The sequence below is a fragment of the Pseudomonas sp. SST3 genome, from assembly GCF_003325755.1.
In genome coordinates this window covers 37,560-52,324 of record NZ_QORI02000003.1, presented here as the reverse complement: position 1 = coordinate 52,324, position 14,765 = coordinate 37,560, and the positions used below count along the sequence as shown (strand labels likewise).

At 62.0% G+C, this 14,765-nt stretch carries 12 protein-coding genes; 7 read left to right on the top strand and 5 right to left on the bottom strand.

Annotated elements, in window-relative coordinates; all coding sequences use genetic code 11:
• Positions 1–203: 203 nt before the first annotated feature.
• From DQ405_RS03850 to wrbA, 3 genes are all read left to right on the top strand, one after another.
• The gene (locus DQ405_RS03850) at positions 204–1,079 is read left to right on the top strand and encodes an alpha/beta fold hydrolase (protein WP_168423025.1); all 876 of its coding nucleotides are present in this window, start codon (positions 204–206) and stop codon (positions 1,077–1,079) included.
• Between the two features lie 152 nt (positions 1,080–1,231).
• The gene (locus tag DQ405_RS03845; RefSeq protein ID WP_168423024.1) at positions 1,232–1,930 is read left to right on the top strand and encodes a pirin family protein; all 699 of its coding nucleotides are present in this window, start codon (positions 1,232–1,234) and stop codon (positions 1,928–1,930) included.
• Positions 1,931–1,986: 56 nt separating this feature from the next.
• A complete protein-coding gene (wrbA, locus tag DQ405_RS03840) occupies positions 1,987–2,586 on the top strand; it encodes an NAD(P)H:quinone oxidoreductase (RefSeq protein WP_168423023.1) in 600 nt (199 codons plus the stop codon).
• A 68-nt stretch (positions 2,587–2,654) separates the two neighbouring features.
• On the opposite strand, the gene DQ405_RS03835 is transcribed toward wrbA, so the two are convergent.
• Positions 2,655–3,140, bottom strand: coding sequence for a GNAT family N-acetyltransferase (locus DQ405_RS03835; protein ID WP_168423022.1), 486 nt, complete (start codon positions 3,138–3,140; stop codon positions 2,655–2,657).
• A gap of 123 nt (positions 3,141–3,263) precedes the next feature.
• Here DQ405_RS03835 and DQ405_RS03830 point away from each other — a divergent pair, with 123 nt between their 5' ends.
• The 4 genes from DQ405_RS03830 (at position 3,264) to mdoH (ending at position 10,871) form a co-directional block, all read left to right on the top strand.
• Complete coding sequence (locus DQ405_RS03830; protein WP_168423021.1) at positions 3,264–3,803, top strand: DUF3087 domain-containing protein; 540 nt, start codon at positions 3,264–3,266, stop codon at positions 3,801–3,803.
• Positions 3,804–4,205: 402 nt separating this feature from the next.
• Positions 4,206–6,497, top strand: coding sequence for a beta-glucosidase BglX (gene bglX / locus DQ405_RS03825; protein WP_168423020.1), 2,292 nt, complete (start codon positions 4,206–4,208; stop codon positions 6,495–6,497).
• 287 nt (positions 6,498–6,784) lie between these two features.
• Complete coding sequence (locus DQ405_RS03820) at positions 6,785–8,302, top strand: glucan biosynthesis protein G (protein WP_168423197.1); 1,518 nt, start codon at positions 6,785–6,787, stop codon at positions 8,300–8,302.
• Entirely contained in the window at positions 8,295–10,871 is a 2,577-nt protein-coding gene (gene mdoH / locus DQ405_RS03815; RefSeq protein WP_168423019.1) for a glucans biosynthesis glucosyltransferase MdoH, read from the top strand. Before DQ405_RS03820 ends, mdoH begins: the two co-directional genes overlap by 8 nt.
• A gap of 40 nt (positions 10,872–10,911) precedes the next feature.
• On the opposite strand, the gene DQ405_RS03810 is transcribed toward mdoH, so the two are convergent.
• Genes DQ405_RS03810 through DQ405_RS03795 form a run of 4 tightly spaced genes read right to left on the bottom strand, consistent with a single transcriptional unit; the run spans position 10,912 to position 14,658 of the window.
• Positions 10,912–11,589 carry a c-type cytochrome gene (locus tag DQ405_RS03810; RefSeq protein WP_168423018.1) on the bottom strand — a complete coding sequence of 226 codons (678 nt, stop codon included), beginning with the start codon at positions 11,587–11,589 and terminating at the stop codon, positions 10,912–10,914.
• 12 nt (positions 11,590–11,601) lie between these two features.
• On the bottom strand, positions 11,602–12,552 hold the full coding sequence (locus DQ405_RS03805) for a copper resistance protein B (protein WP_168423017.1): 951 nt from the start codon (positions 12,550–12,552) through the stop codon (positions 11,602–11,604).
• Complete coding sequence (locus tag DQ405_RS03800; RefSeq protein WP_168423016.1) at positions 12,542–12,859, bottom strand: hypothetical protein; 318 nt, start codon at positions 12,857–12,859, stop codon at positions 12,542–12,544. Before DQ405_RS03800 ends, DQ405_RS03805 begins: the two co-directional genes overlap by 11 nt.
• 11 nt (positions 12,860–12,870) lie before the next feature.
• On the bottom strand, positions 12,871–14,658 hold the full coding sequence (locus DQ405_RS03795; protein WP_168423015.1) for a copper resistance system multicopper oxidase: 1,788 nt from the start codon (positions 14,656–14,658) through the stop codon (positions 12,871–12,873).
• Positions 14,659–14,765 lie beyond the last annotated feature (107 nt).

Here is a 14,765-nt window from a genome sequence, read left to right as displayed (position 1 = left end):
TTATGGCCTGATTCGCAGCAATAGGCCCGGCTGCGCAAAGAGTTGCGCATCCACAGCACCCAGATGGCTAGCCCGCCTGTGCCGAGTGGGTGTTGCCACGACCTGACGGTGCGAGGCGACCCGGTTGCGCCGCCGCGAGCCCGCCCGGATCCCCCAGCCGCACAGCCAACTAGAATCACTGCGATTCCTTCAGGAGCGGTCCTATGTTCGAGCAGTTCCAGCGTGGCAAATGCAACGTCAATGATGTGACGATCAACTATCGCAAAGGCGGGTCCGGGCCGCCCTTGCTGCTGCTTCACGGTTATCCGCAGACTCATGTGATCTGGCACGAGATTGCCGATCAGCTGGCCGAACGATTCACCGTGGTCGCTGCCGATCTACGCGGTTACGGCGACAGCAGCAAGCCGGCCGGTGGGCCAGATCACAGTGGCTACAGCAAACGCGAGATGGCGCGCGATCAGGTCGAGCTGATGCGAACACTGGGCTTCGAACGCTTCGATATCCTTGCCCATGACCGCGGTGCGCGGGTCAGTCATCGCCTGGCAATGGATCGTCCACACGCGGTGCGCCGGCTGATCCTGCTCGACATCGCACCAACGCTCGCCATGTATCGCCAGACCGACGAGACGTTCGCCCGGGCTTACTGGCACTGGTTCTTTCTGATTCGCCCAGCGCCGCTGCCGGAAACCCTGCTCGAAGCAGCTCCTGAATTGGTGCTGCGCAGTGCGGTAGCGACCAGCGCTGACCACGTGCGTCCCTTCGCTGATGCTGCCTACGCCGAATACCTGCGCTGCATGAAGCTGCCCGGCACCATTCATGCGTTCTGTGAGGACTATCGGGCCAGTGCTGGCATCGACCTCGAACACGACCGCAAGGACCGCGCCGCCGATAAATATATTGAAGCGCCCTTGCTGGTGCTCTGGGGGGCGAAAGGTATTGTCGAGCGTTGCTGCGATCCGTTGAAGGAATGGCGCGAGGTGACCGCGAACGTCCAAGGCAAGGCGCTACCGGCCGGCCATTACCTGCCGGAAGAAGTACCCGAACAGGTACTGGAGGAGGTCATGACGTTTCTGGGTTGATAAAAACTGACAGCAACTAAAGCATCGAATTAATAGATGGGTATTTGCGAGAAAATCTACCCATTGATCCATCCATCCAATGGAATATGGCTGTAATTCATCGCCCGACGGGTTATATGCGCCGGGCTCACATCCTAGAGAGGCTGCTATCGATGATCGAATTACGCCCCCATGCTGAGCTCGGCGGCGCCAAACATGGCTGGCTGGATGCTCGCCACCATTTTTCCTTTGCTGACTATCGTGATCCGTTGCGCATGCATTGGGGCAGGCTGCGGGTCTGGAACGACGACGTCATTGCCCCTCAGTCCGGTTTCCCCATGCACGCTCACCGAGACATGGAAATCATCACCTACGTGCGCAAGGGTGCGATCAGTCATGAGGACAGTCTGGGTAATCGCGGCCGCACGCTAGCCGGTGACGTGCAGGTAATGAGCGCTGGCACGGGCATCGCCCACAGCGAGTACAACCAGGAAGACGAGCCTGCCGAGATATTTCAGATATGGATTTACCCGGACCAATCCGGCCTGCCGCCGATCTGGGGCACTCGACCGTTTCCCACGGGGGAGCGCGCCGGCGCCTTCGTCACCCTTGCCAGCGGCATGGCTGACGACGCGGACGCCTTGCCGATTCGAGCCGATGCCCGCATGGCCGCCGCGACACTTTCTGCCGGGCAAGTTGCCCAATACCGGATCGGCATCGGTCGGAAGCTGTATCTGGTCCCGGCCACCGGGCGCATCGAAATCGGTGGTCTGGTTGCCGTGGCGGGTGACGGTGTCGCGGTGCGTGATGAGGTGCAGCTGACGGTCAAGGCGTTGGAAGACAGCGAAATCGTGCTAGTGGACGTTCGTTGATCGGCACGGTTCGATTGAGCAAACCCGGAACACAAACCCAGGAAGAGGAAACAGAAATGGCGAAGATTCTCGTGCTGTATCACTCGATGTATGGACACATCGAAACCATGGCCAACGCGGTGGCCGAGGGCGCGCGACGCGTCGATGGCGCGGAGGTGACGGTCAAACGTGTGCCGGAAACCATGCCCGAGGAGGTGTTCAAGAACGCTGGCGGCAAGGTCGATCAGGCTGCGCCGGTAGCGAGCCCGGCCGAGCTGCCCGATTACGATGCGATCATCTTCGGCACACCTACCCGTTTCGGCAACATGTCCGGGCAGATGCGCAACTTCCTCGATCAGACCGGCGGCCTCTGGGCCAAGGGCGCGCTGCACGGCAAAGTCGCCAGCGTCTTCACGTCTACCGGGACCGGCGGCGGGCAGGAGATGACTATTACGTCGACCTGGACCACCCTGGCGCACCACGGAATGATCATCGTCCCGACCGGCTACGGCATCGGCGAATTCTTCGATATCTCCGAAACCAACGGTGGCACGCCTTATGGTGCCTCGACCATCGCCGGCGGTGACGGCTCGCGCCAACCGTCCAACAAGGAACTGACTATTGCTCGCTATCAGGGTGAGCTGGTGGCGCAGACCACGGTGAAGCTGAAAGGCTGAGCCAACGAGGCGCAGCCGGGCGGCCCAGGCTGTCCGGCGCTCCGCCGAGTCCCGGACGCGTCAATTCATTACTCGCTCAGCAGCAATCCGTACATCCGCGCATCAACATAGGCTTCGTCAAAGGCGCGTTTGCACGCGGCTCGCTGGGTTCCCTCGTGGGCAAACCCGAAGCGTTCATAGAAAGCGATGGCGCGTGGATTGTCTGCTGCCACGGCCAGCTCCACCCGAGTGACACCGGCCCTGCGCAAACGACTGAGCGCGTCTTCCATCATCGCGGCGGCAACGCCCGTGCCGTGCGCTTCCGGTGCCACCGCCAGCGTCCCCAGATGGGCGACATGCGCGGCGTGACCGAGATACCGTTGCACCTGATAGAAGCCCTGAACGCGACCTTCTACTTCGAATACATAGAAGCAGCCGCTCTCGAACAGCGGATCGAATACCCTGCTGAAGGCTTCGTGGGGCATTGGGTCGAAGCCGAGAAAGGGCATCACCGCCTCGTGCATATGGATGTCGAAGACACGATCGAGATCGGCTGGAATTGCGAGTCGGCGCATGTGACCTTCCTGGGTGTCGTTCTGTCGGTAAAGACCGTCTGCTGCGCGGCGTAGGGCGCCGTCGCCAGAATGCGATGATAATGCCGCGAAAGATGCTCCTCATTCAGTCATCAGGACTTGCCCATGGTGTTATTCGAGATCAAGCCGCTCAGCTCAGAAGCCTACCGGCAGCAAACGCGCCGTAGCACCCTCGTCGTGGTGGCGACCTTCACGGTACTGGCGATGGGGCTGGCAACTCTGACGGTGGCACTATTCGGCGAGACGGGCGAAGACAATCTGCGGCTGAATATGGCGGGTGTCATTGCAGGGTTGTTGCTGACAGTCGCGCTGGTGCGGCTGGTTTACTGGAGGCAATCCTGGATGGCCAGTGCGGTGTATGGATGGCGCCTCAAGCGCAGCCTGATGAGCATCACCAATGTCATGCACCACGTCACCGCAGGGGTGGCAGCGGGGGATCCCGATGCGATGAAGCTATTGCGCTTCTACCATCTTGGCCTCACCCAAATGCATCTGCTCGATGGAAACAGTGCCTCGCTCGGTGAGGTGACCGGCGAAATCGACCGGCACCGGGAATCTATGGAAACTCGCGGGATGGATGTCGATCAGAACCAGTTGCATGAAAACTGGCTCGATTCGGTGAAACGTTTCGCAGCGAAGAAATAACCTGTCCGTGGGCTGACCAGGCGATGACGTCCCGGCACGCGCATTCGAATGGTCGGGCGGGCTCTTGGCATGGTTCGCCGCGAGGGCGCGCTTCGGGCAGGTCAGCACCCTAGCCATCGCACTTGTGAGGAAGCCTCCCTGGGGCGAAGCGTCTGTGTTGGCTCGACCCGAGTGCACATTTGCCGCGGGGGCGCGCCTCCGGCAGTCGGGAATGCGCTTGGTCTTGGTTGGTGTAACCCGCAACCCGCCGCAGACTCCGCAGTCCGGGCTGCTGGCTCTGAGCTCTATACGGCTGGTTGTAAGGCGGCCGAATATCCATACTCGGCAAAAGTGTTCAGCCGGCCATGCCGGACTTCAAGTGGATCGCCCCAAGCGCCTCGCATGCCAAGGAATATCCAAACAATGAAAAGGCTTTATCTGCTCGGTCTGATCGCAGGTCTTTCGCTGCAGCCGGCCGTCGCCGAGCCTCAGTCCCCTTTGCTGGATGACAAGCCGGCCTTTATCGCCAGCCTGATCGAGCGAATGACCCTGAAAGAGAAAATTGGCCAGCTACGGTTGATCAGCATCGGCGAGGACATGCCGCGCCCGCGCATTCTCGAAGAACTGGCGGCAGGGCATATTGGCGGTACCTTCAACACGGTCACCCGACATGACAACCGGCCGATGCAAGAAGCCGCGCTGCGTAGCCGGATGAAGATACCGATCTTCTTCGCCTACGACGTGGTACACGGCCATCGGACCATCTTTCCCATCGGGCTGGGGCTGGCTTCGAGCTGGGATATGGACACCATCGCCACCAGCGGGCGCGTGTCGGCCATCGAGGCCAGCGCTGATGGCCTGGACATGACCTTCGCGCCCATGGTCGATATTTCCCGCGATCCCCGCTGGGGGCGAACATCCGAAGGCTTTGGCGAGGATCCCTACCTGGTGTCAGAGATCGCTCGCACCATGGTCCGGGCCTATCAGGGCGAGTCGCCGGCCGCTCCCGACAGCGTGACCGCCAGCGTCAAGCATTTCGCCCTCTACGGTGCGGTCGAGGGCGGGCGCGACTACAACGTGGTGGATATGAGCCCGATGCGCATGCATCAGGACTTCCTCCCGCCTTATCGTGCGGCGATCGACGCGGGAGCGGGTGGGGTGATGGTGGCGCTGAATGCCATCAATGGCGTGCCTGCCAGCGCCAATACCTGGTTGTTGCAGGACCTTCTGCGACGGGACTGGGGCTTTGATGGCGTGACCCTCAGTGACCATGGCGCGATCAGCGAACTGATGCGTCATGGCGTTGCGAGCGACGGTCGCGAGGCGGCCCGGTTGGCGATCAAGGCCGGTATCGACATGAGTATGGCCGACTCGCTGTATCGCCAGGAGTTGCCGGGCCTGGTGGAGTCCGGCGAGGTCAAGGTTGGTGAAATCGATACGGCTGTGCGCGAAGTGCTGGGCGCCAAATACGACATGGGCCTGTTTCACGATCCGTTTCGGCGCATCGGCTCCGCGGACGATGACCCGAAAGACGTCAATGCGGAAAGCCGCTTGCACCGCGAGGCCGCACGAACAGTCGCGCGTCAGTCGATTGTGCTGCTGGAAAACCATGACCTGACTCTACCGCTGAGCAAGCGGGGGACCATTGCATTGGTCGGTCCGTTGGCAGACTCGCCGGTCGATATGATGGGCAGCTGGTCCGCGGCGGGTGTGGCCAAGCAATCGGTGACGCTGCGGCAGGGCATGCTCGATGCGCTGGGCGACGACGCGGTGCTGCGTTACGCACGTGGCGCCAACATCACCGACGACCCACACATGGTCGAGTACCTGAACTTCTTGAACTGGGATAACCCGGAGGTTGTGCAGGACCCGCGCTCGCCCGAGGAGATGATTGCCGAAGCGCTGGCTATCGCCGAGCAGGCCGATGTGATCGTCGCCGCGGTGGGTGAATCGCGAGGCATGTCCCATGAGGCATCGAGCCGTACCAGCCTGCAGATTCCGCCCAGCCAGCAAGCACTCCTGAAGGCGCTCAAGGAGACCGGCAAACCCCTGGTGCTGGTATTGATGAATGGCCGTCCGCTGGACCTCAACTGGGCGAAGGCGAATGCCGATGCGGTCCTGGAAACCTGGTTCAGCGGCACCGAAGGCGGTCACGCCATAGCCGATGTACTGTTTGGCGCCTACAACCCCTCCGGCAAGCTGCCGATTTCCTTTCCGCGCTCGGTGGGCCAGATTCCCACTTACTACAACCACCTGCGGGTCGGCCGGCCGTATGTCGAGGGCAAACCGGGCAACTACACCTCGCAGTACTTCGAAGAGCCCAATGGCCCGCTTTATCCCTTTGGCTATGGCCTGAGCTACACGCAGTTCGAATTGTCCGAGGTGCGCCTGTCGAGCCCGACGATGTCACGTCAGGGCGGGCTGCGGGCAAGCGTCACGCTGACCAATGCCGGTCAGCGTGACGGCGCCACCGTCGTGCAGCTTTACATCCGCGATGTGGTGGCCTCGGTGATCCGTCCGGTTAAGGAACTCCGAGCTTTTCGCAAGGTTGCCCTCAAAGCGGGCGAGGCGCGCGAGATCCGCTTCAGCCTCGACGAGGATGATCTCAAATTCGTTAACGCGCAGCTGCAGCGTGTCGCCGAACCGGGTGAGTTCGAAGTGCAGATCGGGCTGGATTCGCAACACGTGAAGCAAGGGCAATTCACCTTGCAATGATGCGTCGCGGTGGTCGTTGGGCGGTGTGCGAAGCCGCTCGTTCGGCTTGACGCGGCGATGCCCGGCGACCCGAAAAAAGTCCTCTCCGGGTAGCTATCCGGCGGTTGTGCGGCATGGGATGATTCGCCGCTTCGCTTGTTTATGCAGGGAATCATTTCCCGCTGCGATAGACCAACGAGGGCAAACCGGGCCGCAAGGCGGTCGGCGGTAATCGTGATAGCTCAGGAGGCGATGTGTCACGTACCTTTCATTTCGAAACAGGCGCTCGCAAAGGTCGAGCGCTGGGAATGGCGTTGAGTCTGTGTGTGGGACTGTTTGCCGGCCATGGCTGGGCATTCACTCTCGATGACGTAGCGAAAAAGGCGGAAAAACTGGCGGCGGAGGGTTATGCCGCGCCGCAGAGCAATTTACCGCCGGTGTTTCGCAACATGGCATTCGCCGACTATCAGCAGCTGCGTTTTCGCGGCGAAAAGGCGCTCTGGCATGACGCGCCGACGCCGTTCGAGCTGCAGTTCTACCATCAGGGCATGCATTTCAACGTGCCGGTCAAGATCAACGAGATCACCGCCAAAGGCGTCAAGGAGATCCGCTACGAGCCGGAAATGTTCGAGTTCGGCAAGGTGGAGATCGAGCCGGCGGCATTGGAAAATCTCGGTTTCGCCGGCTTCAAGGTGCTCTATCCGCTGAACAAGGCGGACAAGGCCGACGAGCTGATGACCTTGCTCGGCGCGAGCTACTTTCGAGTGGTCGGTAAGGACCAGGTCTATGGCCTTTCAGCGCGCGGGCTGGCGATCGACACGGCGCTGCCGAGCGGCGAGGAGTTTCCGCGCTTTCGCGAGTTCTGGGTGGAACGCCCACAAGCCGATCGCCGCAACCTGGTGATCTACGCGCTGCTGGACTCACCGCGCGCCACCGGTGCCTATCGAATGGTCGTTACGCCGGGCAAGGACAGCACGGTCGACGTGCAGGCGCGCGTCTATCTGCGCGAACCGGTGGAAAAGCTCGGTATCGCCGCGCTCACCAGCATGTATCTGTTCGGGGCCAATCAGCCAAGCGAACTACTCAACTACCGTCCGCAGCTGCATGATTCGGAAGGGCTGGCGATCCATACCGGCGATGACGAGTGGATCTGGCGGCCATTGAACAACCCCAAGCGGCTATCGATCAGCAGCTATAGCGTCGAGAACCCGCGCGGTTTCGGACTGCTTCAACGCACCCGGGAATTTGGTCGTTACGAGGATCTTGATGACCGCTACGATCTGCGCCCAAGTGGCTGGGTCGAGCCCCGGGGTGATTGGGGCAAGGGGCGGGTGGAGTTGATCGAGATTCCCACACCGGATGAAACCAACGACAACATCGTCGCCTTCTGGGTACCCGAGCAGCGGCCGGAGCCCGGCGAGCCGCTGAATTTCGAGTATCGCCTGCATTTCACCATGGACGAGCCGGCCCTGCATGATCCCGAGCTCGCCTGGGTCGACCAGACGCGCCTGTCTGCCGGCGACGTCAAACAGTCGAACCTGATTCGCCAACCCGACGGCAGTACCGCGCTTATCGTCGACTTCGTCGGTCCCAACCTGGCCGAGCGGGCTGCGGACGCACCGATAAGCACGCGGGTCAGCATCGGTGACAATGCCGAGTTGGTGGAGAACAATCTGCGGCATAACCCGGTGACCAAGGGCTGGCGCCTGACCTTGCGGTTGAAGGTACGCGACCCCAAACAACCCGTGGAGCTGCGGGCGGCCCTGGTGGAAGGTGAGAAGACGCTTTCCGAAACGTGGAGCTACCAAATTCCGATCCATGAATAATCCAGGAGAGCCTTCGATTACGGGGCGCTATATCGGCCAGCTACCGCTAGATGCCGAACGGCGCCAGACCCTGATTAACGAGGTGGATCACGAGGGTGGCGAGCTGAACGGTGTGCACCGGGCTCTGGCCCGAACCGTGGCGACTGCCAGCGACCCTGAGCCTTGCGATAACGACCTGCTGGGATCGGTCGCCGCACGGCTGAGGCTCGGTTGGGGCGAAACCCTGGAGCGCGCCAGAGCGCTCACACATGATCACCAGGGGCGCGTCTGCATCCGCTCGACGCCACCGATCGTGCGCACCCGGATGGTTCCTGAGCCTTGGCATACCAACGTGCTGCGGCTGAGTTGGTGGCGTTTTCTGCGCAAGAAAAACCGCACGGGGGAGCTGCCGCCTGCTCAGTCCGCCGATCGCTCGGGCTGGCGCAAGGTAGCGGCCGTGCGCCGAACAATCCTGCTGGCCTTGATGCTGGTGCAGACGGTCATCGCCACCTGGCATATGAAGTCGGTGCTGCCTTACCAGGGCTGGGCGCTGGTCGATCTTCAGGAGGTGTTCCAGCAGCCACTGCAGGAGTCGGCGCGGCAGATCCTTCCCTATGTGGTGCAGACCAGCATCCTGTTGCTGTTCGCGTTGCTGTTCTGCTGGGTCTCGGTGGGCTTCTGGACTGCGCTGATGGGCTTCTTCCAGCTGCTCAAGGGCCGTGATCGCTACAACATCTCCGCCAGCACCCTCGGTGACGAACCGATCCCGCGCGAGGCGCGTACCGCCCTGGTGATGCCGATCGCCAACGAAGACGTGCCGCGGGTGTTTGCCGGGTTGCGCGCGACTTACGAGTCACTCAAGGCGACCGGGCAGCTCGAGCATTTCGATATTTTCGTGCTCAGCGACAGTAACGATCCCGATACCTGCGTCGCCGAGCAGAAGGCCTGGCTGGAGCTGTGCCGCGAGGTCGACGGCTTCGCCCATATCTTCTACCGCCGCCGTCGCCGCCGAGTGAAGCGCAAGAGCGGCAACATCGATGACTTCTGCCGCCGCTGGGGCAGCAGCTATCGCTACATGGTGGTGCTCGATGCCGATAGCGTGATGAGCGGCGAATGTCTGACCAGTCTGGTGCGGCTGATGGAAGCCAACCCTGGCGCCGGTATCATCCAGACCGCCCCCAAGGCGTCGGGTATGGACACGCTGTATGCGCGCATGCAGCAGTTCGCCACGCGGGTGTATGGCCCTCTGTTTACCGCCGGGCTCAATTTCTGGCAGCTGGGGGAATCCCATTACTGGGGGCACAACGCGATCATCCGGGTCAAACCCTTCATCGAGCACTGCGCCCTGGCGCCGCTGCCAGGAAAAGGCTCATTTGCGGGTGACATCCTTTCCCACGACTTCGTCGAGGCGGCACTGATGCGGCGGGCGGGGTGGGGCGTGTGGATTGCCTATGATCTGCCGGGCAGCTACGAGGAGCTACCGCCCAATCTGCTCGATGAACTCAAGCGCGACCGCCGCTGGTGCCATGGCAACCTGATGAATTTCCGGCTGTTCCTGGTCAAGGGCATGCACACCGTGCATCGTTTCGTGTTTCTCACAGGGGTTATGTCCTATTTGTCGGCCCCGCTCTGGTTCGTCTTTCTGGCACTGTCGACCGGGCTGCTGGCGATTCACACCCTGATGGTGCCTGAGTATTTCCTACAGCCGAATCAGTTGTATCCGTTGTGGCCGCAATGGCATCCGGAGGAAGCCATTGCCTTGTTTTCCGCGACGCTGACGCTGCTGTTTCTGCCCAAGCTGCTGAGCGTGTTGTTGATCTGCATTCAGGGCGCGCACGAGTACGGTGGGCGCATCCGCCTGCTGCTGTCGATGCTGCTGGAAACCCTGTTCTCGATGTTGGCGGCACCGGTGCGCATGTTGTTTCACACGGTATTCGTCACCGCTGCGTTTCTGGGATGGTCGGTGCAGTGGAACTCGCCGCAGCGCGCCGATAACGCCACACCCTGGGGCGAAGCCCTACGTCGGCACGGTTCGCAGATGCTGCTGGGTGTGCTCTGGACGGCACTGGTGGCCTGGCTCGATCCGGCATTTCTGTGGTGGCTGGCGCCGATCGTGGTGTCGCTGATCCTGTCGGCGCCAGTGTCGGTGATCACCAGCCGCACCGGTCTTGGCCTCGCGGCCTTTCGCCGCAAGCTGTTCCTGATTCCCGAGGAGTTCAATCCGCCGCAGGAGCTGGCTTCGACCGATCGCTACACGCGAGAAAATCAGGACAATGCCCTGCACGACGGCTTTATCGCGGCGACCGTGGACCCGATCTTCAACGCTCTGGTATGTGGAATGGCACGGGCGCGGCATGCCAAGGTGGTGGCCGGTGCTGAAATGCTGCGCGAGCAGCGCATCCAGCAGGTCCTCGATGCCGGCCCCACCGGCGCGGCTGAAGCGGCACGTTGGCGTCTGCTCAATGACCCGGACGGGATGGCACGGCTGCACCATCGGATCTGGCAGGACCAGCGCTATCAGGTTTGGCGCGATGCTTCCCGTCAGCCCGATCGGAGCAAGGCGCCTCTAGCAGCCGCCCCGCAGAGCTAGTTCGCGACGCGGGTTCACGAAACCTGGCGGTGGCAGCATATCAGTGCATGTGCTCGCTGCCGTCGGCGCGATGGTGGCCTTCGGGGTTGGTTGCCGGCTCGGCCTTTTGGTGAGTGTCTGCCTGATCCTTGCCCGCCGGACGATCGTCTGTATCGGGATGCTCGTCATTGTGATCGAGCGGGGCCATCTCTCCACCGCCGTGCTGATGGCCATCGCTTGTCGCCACCAGCGCCCGGTAATCCATCGCAGTCAGCGACGGCAGTTGCTCCAGAAGCGCGACCAATCCCCAAATGTAAGGGTCGGCCACGCTCTTGCCCCAGGCTGGCATCCCGGTGGCCTTGATGCCGTGTTTGATGACCCAGAAATCGCTGGCGGGATCGTCCGGCCGGTCACGATTGGTGAGGTCTGGCGGCGCCGGGTTGAGGTTCTGGTTCAGCTCGGTGCCAGCGACACCTGGGGCGAGATGGCAGGCGACGCACATGGCATCGTAGTTGCCAGCGCCCGAGCGGATCAGCTCCGGATCGTTTAGGTCTGGCACCTCGATGCCCTCGGCACGAACCGCAATCGAACGCTCCCGAGCCACTTCGAGCAGCGCGTGAACCGGTGAGCTGTGTGGATCATCCGCGGCGACGTTTATCACGCCGGAATACACCACTGCCGTGCCGATCAGCACGATCGCAAGGACAGCCAACAGCAACGTCACAAGAGTCTTGAGCATGGGCCGGCCTATTTAGAACCAGAATCGGATACCTGCCAGCAGGCGAGCTTCGCTTGTGTCTTCACCTTCGGCACGCTGCAGCTCGGCGCTGCTACCGTACGCGCGGCTCCAGCTTACCCCCACGTACGGCGCGAATTGCCGGCTGATCTCATAGCGAAGGCGCAACCCGACGCTGGCCTCGCTTAGGCCAGAGCCGACCCCGCGCGGTTCGTCATTGCGACCATGCAGGTTGAGCTCAGCGGCGGGCTGCAACACCCAGCGCTGGGTCAGCAAGATGTCGTAATCGGCTTCCAGGCGTAGCGCGGTTTGGCCGCCTTCACCGATGAAAGCGGTGGCTTCGGTTTCCAACCCATACAGCGGCATTCCCTGTACGCCGAAAGCCGCCCAGGTCTGTGGCGAGCCGGGCTTGAAGTCCTGGCGCAGGCCGGCGACGGTTTCCCACCAGGGACCGATAGCGTGGCTCCAGAGTAATTGCAGCTCCGCCTCCTCGATATGGCCGTCGGTCCGCTCGCCTTCCGAACGAAACGCCAGGCGATCGATGTCGCCGCCGGCCCAGCCGCTGAAATCCCAGGCCAGCGCACTGCCGTCGTCGGCGTCCTGCCATTCCAGCTGTTCGGCGACGAACATGAAGTGGATGCCACCCTGATGCATTCGGTGCTCTGGCAGCTCCGGGAACACGGCGTTGCGATCGGCGGGCCTGAGGGTCGGGACCGGCGCACGCGTCGCCTGTCCAGGCGGAATGCCTGTTTCAGGAGGGCGCGGCATCTCATGGCTTGAGTGGTTCATGGTGTGATGATCCACCTGGCCATGATCAGCATCTGTACGGCCATGGTCCATCTCGGTCTTGGGCGCTGGCGCGTGGCCGCCATGTCCAGCATGGCCCGAGTGATCCATGGCCTCTTGCGCCTGGCTCGTCGCCGCGGCCAGACTGAACGCGACGACCATCGGCAACTTAGTGGTCATGGTGCGGGCCCTTGCTGGGCCCTACGGGCTTATCGCTTTGCATCTGACCCTTGCCCATGTTGCCGTGATTCATCCCCTGACCCATGTGCTGTTCGTGCATCTGCATCATCCGGTCGTGATCCATGCCTTCCTGATTCATCATCTCGCCGTGCTTCCGGTCTGGCTGATGGAGTTGCGGGCTGTTCTGCGTCGACGGGGCGTCATCCCGGTGATGGTCGTCGTGTTCAACTTGCGCTTGAGCGGCAGTTAGCTGCAAGGCCGCGACCAGGCCGAACGCGACCAGGCTATTGCGCGTGGAATTGTTCATAGGGATCCCCTTCATTCTTCGACACGGACTTCGCGGAACATGCCAAGGTCCATGTGCATCAGCATGTGGCAATGATAGGCCCAGCGCCCGAGGGCATCGGCGGTGACGCGGTAGCTGCGTTTCGAACCGGGTGGCATGTCGATGGTGTGCTTACGCACCTGAAACTGGCCGTGCGCATCCTCCAGATCGCTCCACAACCCGTGCAGATGGATGGGGTGGTGCATCATGGTGTCGTTGACCAGCACGAAACGCACGCGCTCGCCATACTTCAGGCGGATAGGCTCGGCATCGGTGAAGGGAATGCCGTCGAATGACCAGGCGAAGCGCTCCATGTGGCCGGTCAGGTGCAGCTCGATGGTGCGCGTCGGCTCGCGGCCATCCGGATCGGCGAAGGTGCTGCGCAGATCCGCGTAGGTCAAGACACGGCGGCCATTGTCGCGCAGACCGATACCCGGATCGTCCAGTTTCGGCAGTGGCATCATGGTCTGCATGTCCACCAGCGGGTTGCCGTTTTCGCTAGCCGGGTGGGCCTGCATCGAGCTGCTGCGCTCGGCATCGCCGTGACTCATGGTGGAATGATCCATCTGACTGTGGTCCATTTCGCCGTGGTTCATGGCCCCGTGATCCATCGGCGGCGGCTCGGTGCCGGCAACATGCGAGCCATGATCGCCATGGCCCATGTCTTCCATGCTCAGCTCGGGCCGTGGATCGGGCTGCGGTACCGGCGCGCTCAGGCCTTGGCGCACCGACAACGTGCCGCGAGCATAGCCGCTGCGGTCCATCGATTGGGCGAACAGGGTGTAGGCGTCCTGGCTGCCATCCGGCACGACGATAACGTCGACGGTCTCGGCTACCGCCAACCGCAGTTCGTCGACCTCCACCGGCTCGACATTCTGGCCATCTACTGCGACAACAACGAGTTTGAGGCCGGGAATGCGAAAGTCGAAATAGCTCATGGCCGAGCCGTTGATCAGGCGCAGGCGGACCCGCTCGCCCGGCTCGAACAGACCGGTCCAGTTGTCGTCCGGTGCATAACCGTTGAGCAGATAGGTGTAGGTGGCGCCGCTGATATCGGCGAGGTCGGTGGGCGTCATCTTCATTTTCGCCAAGGCCCAGCGATTACTCAGGGTTTCACTCCAACCCTGGTCGGCGACGTCGTCGATGAAGTCACCCAGCGTGCGGCGACCGCGGTTGTAGTAATCGGATTGCTTCTTCAGCTTGTCCAGTACCCGCGCCGGGCTTTCATCGGTCCAGTCGGTGAGCATCACAACATAGTCACGCTCGTATCCGAATGGCTCGGGCTCCTGTGGATCGATCACAAGCGGCCCATAGACACCGAGCTGCTCCTGGAAGGCCGAGTGGCTGTGGTACCAGTAGGTGCCGCTCTGTTTCACCTTGAAGCGGTACTCGTACATGCCATCCGGTGCGATCCCGGCGAAGCTGAAGCCGGGTACGCCGTCCATGTTGGCCGGCAACAGGATGCCGTGCCAGTGGATAGAGGTGTCCTGCGGCAGTCGATTGTGTACACGCAGCGTCACGGTATCGCCTTCGCGCCAGCGCAGCAGCGGGCCGGGAATGCTTCCGTTGATCGCCATCGCGGTGCGTTCGCGACCGCTGAAATTGACCCCGAGCGAATCGATGGTCAGATCGAATTCGGTGCCCGCAAGCACGCCCTGATCGCTTGATTGGCCATGGCGCGCCACCGCCCATACGGGCTGACGCCAAACGCCCAGGCCGGCAACGATGCTACCGGCAGCCAGGCTCTTGATGAAGGTTCGCCGGGTAGGTATGGACAGCATGATGATCCTGTTCAGTGAGCGAAATTGACTGATCGTCTCCTGGCTTCAGCACGGGTACGACGCCCTTAGCACGCGGAGCGCCCGCGCTCGGATCCTGCCAGGAAGTG

Coding starts and splice junctions, on each gene's coding strand:
- DQ405_RS03835 (WP_168423022.1), bottom strand. CDS start 3,140: ATGCGCCGACTCGCAATTCCAGCCGATCTCGATCGTGTCTTCGACATC.
- DQ405_RS03800 (WP_168423016.1), bottom strand. CDS start 12,859: ATGAACAATTCCACGCGCAATAGCCTGGTCGCGTTCGGCCTGGTCGCG.
- wrbA (WP_168423023.1), top strand. CDS start 1,987: ATGGCGAAGATTCTCGTGCTGTATCACTCGATGTATGGACACATCGAA.
- DQ405_RS03805 (WP_168423017.1), bottom strand. CDS start 12,552: ATGACCACTAAGTTGCCGATGGTCGTCGCGTTCAGTCTGGCCGCGGCG.
- DQ405_RS03820 (WP_168423197.1), top strand. CDS start 6,785: ATGGCGTTGAGTCTGTGTGTGGGACTGTTTGCCGGCCATGGCTGGGCA.
- DQ405_RS03810 (WP_168423018.1), bottom strand. CDS start 11,589: ATGCTCAAGACTCTTGTGACGTTGCTGTTGGCTGTCCTTGCGATCGTG.
- bglX (WP_168423020.1), top strand. CDS start 4,206: ATGAAAAGGCTTTATCTGCTCGGTCTGATCGCAGGTCTTTCGCTGCAG.
- DQ405_RS03845 (WP_168423024.1), top strand. CDS start 1,232: ATGATCGAATTACGCCCCCATGCTGAGCTCGGCGGCGCCAAACATGGC.
- mdoH (WP_168423019.1), top strand. CDS start 8,295: ATGAATAATCCAGGAGAGCCTTCGATTACGGGGCGCTATATCGGCCAG.
- DQ405_RS03850 (WP_168423025.1), top strand. CDS start 204: ATGTTCGAGCAGTTCCAGCGTGGCAAATGCAACGTCAATGATGTGACG.
- DQ405_RS03795 (WP_168423015.1), bottom strand. CDS start 14,658: ATGCTGTCCATACCTACCCGGCGAACCTTCATCAAGAGCCTGGCTGCC.
- DQ405_RS03830 (WP_168423021.1), top strand. CDS start 3,264: ATGGTGTTATTCGAGATCAAGCCGCTCAGCTCAGAAGCCTACCGGCAG.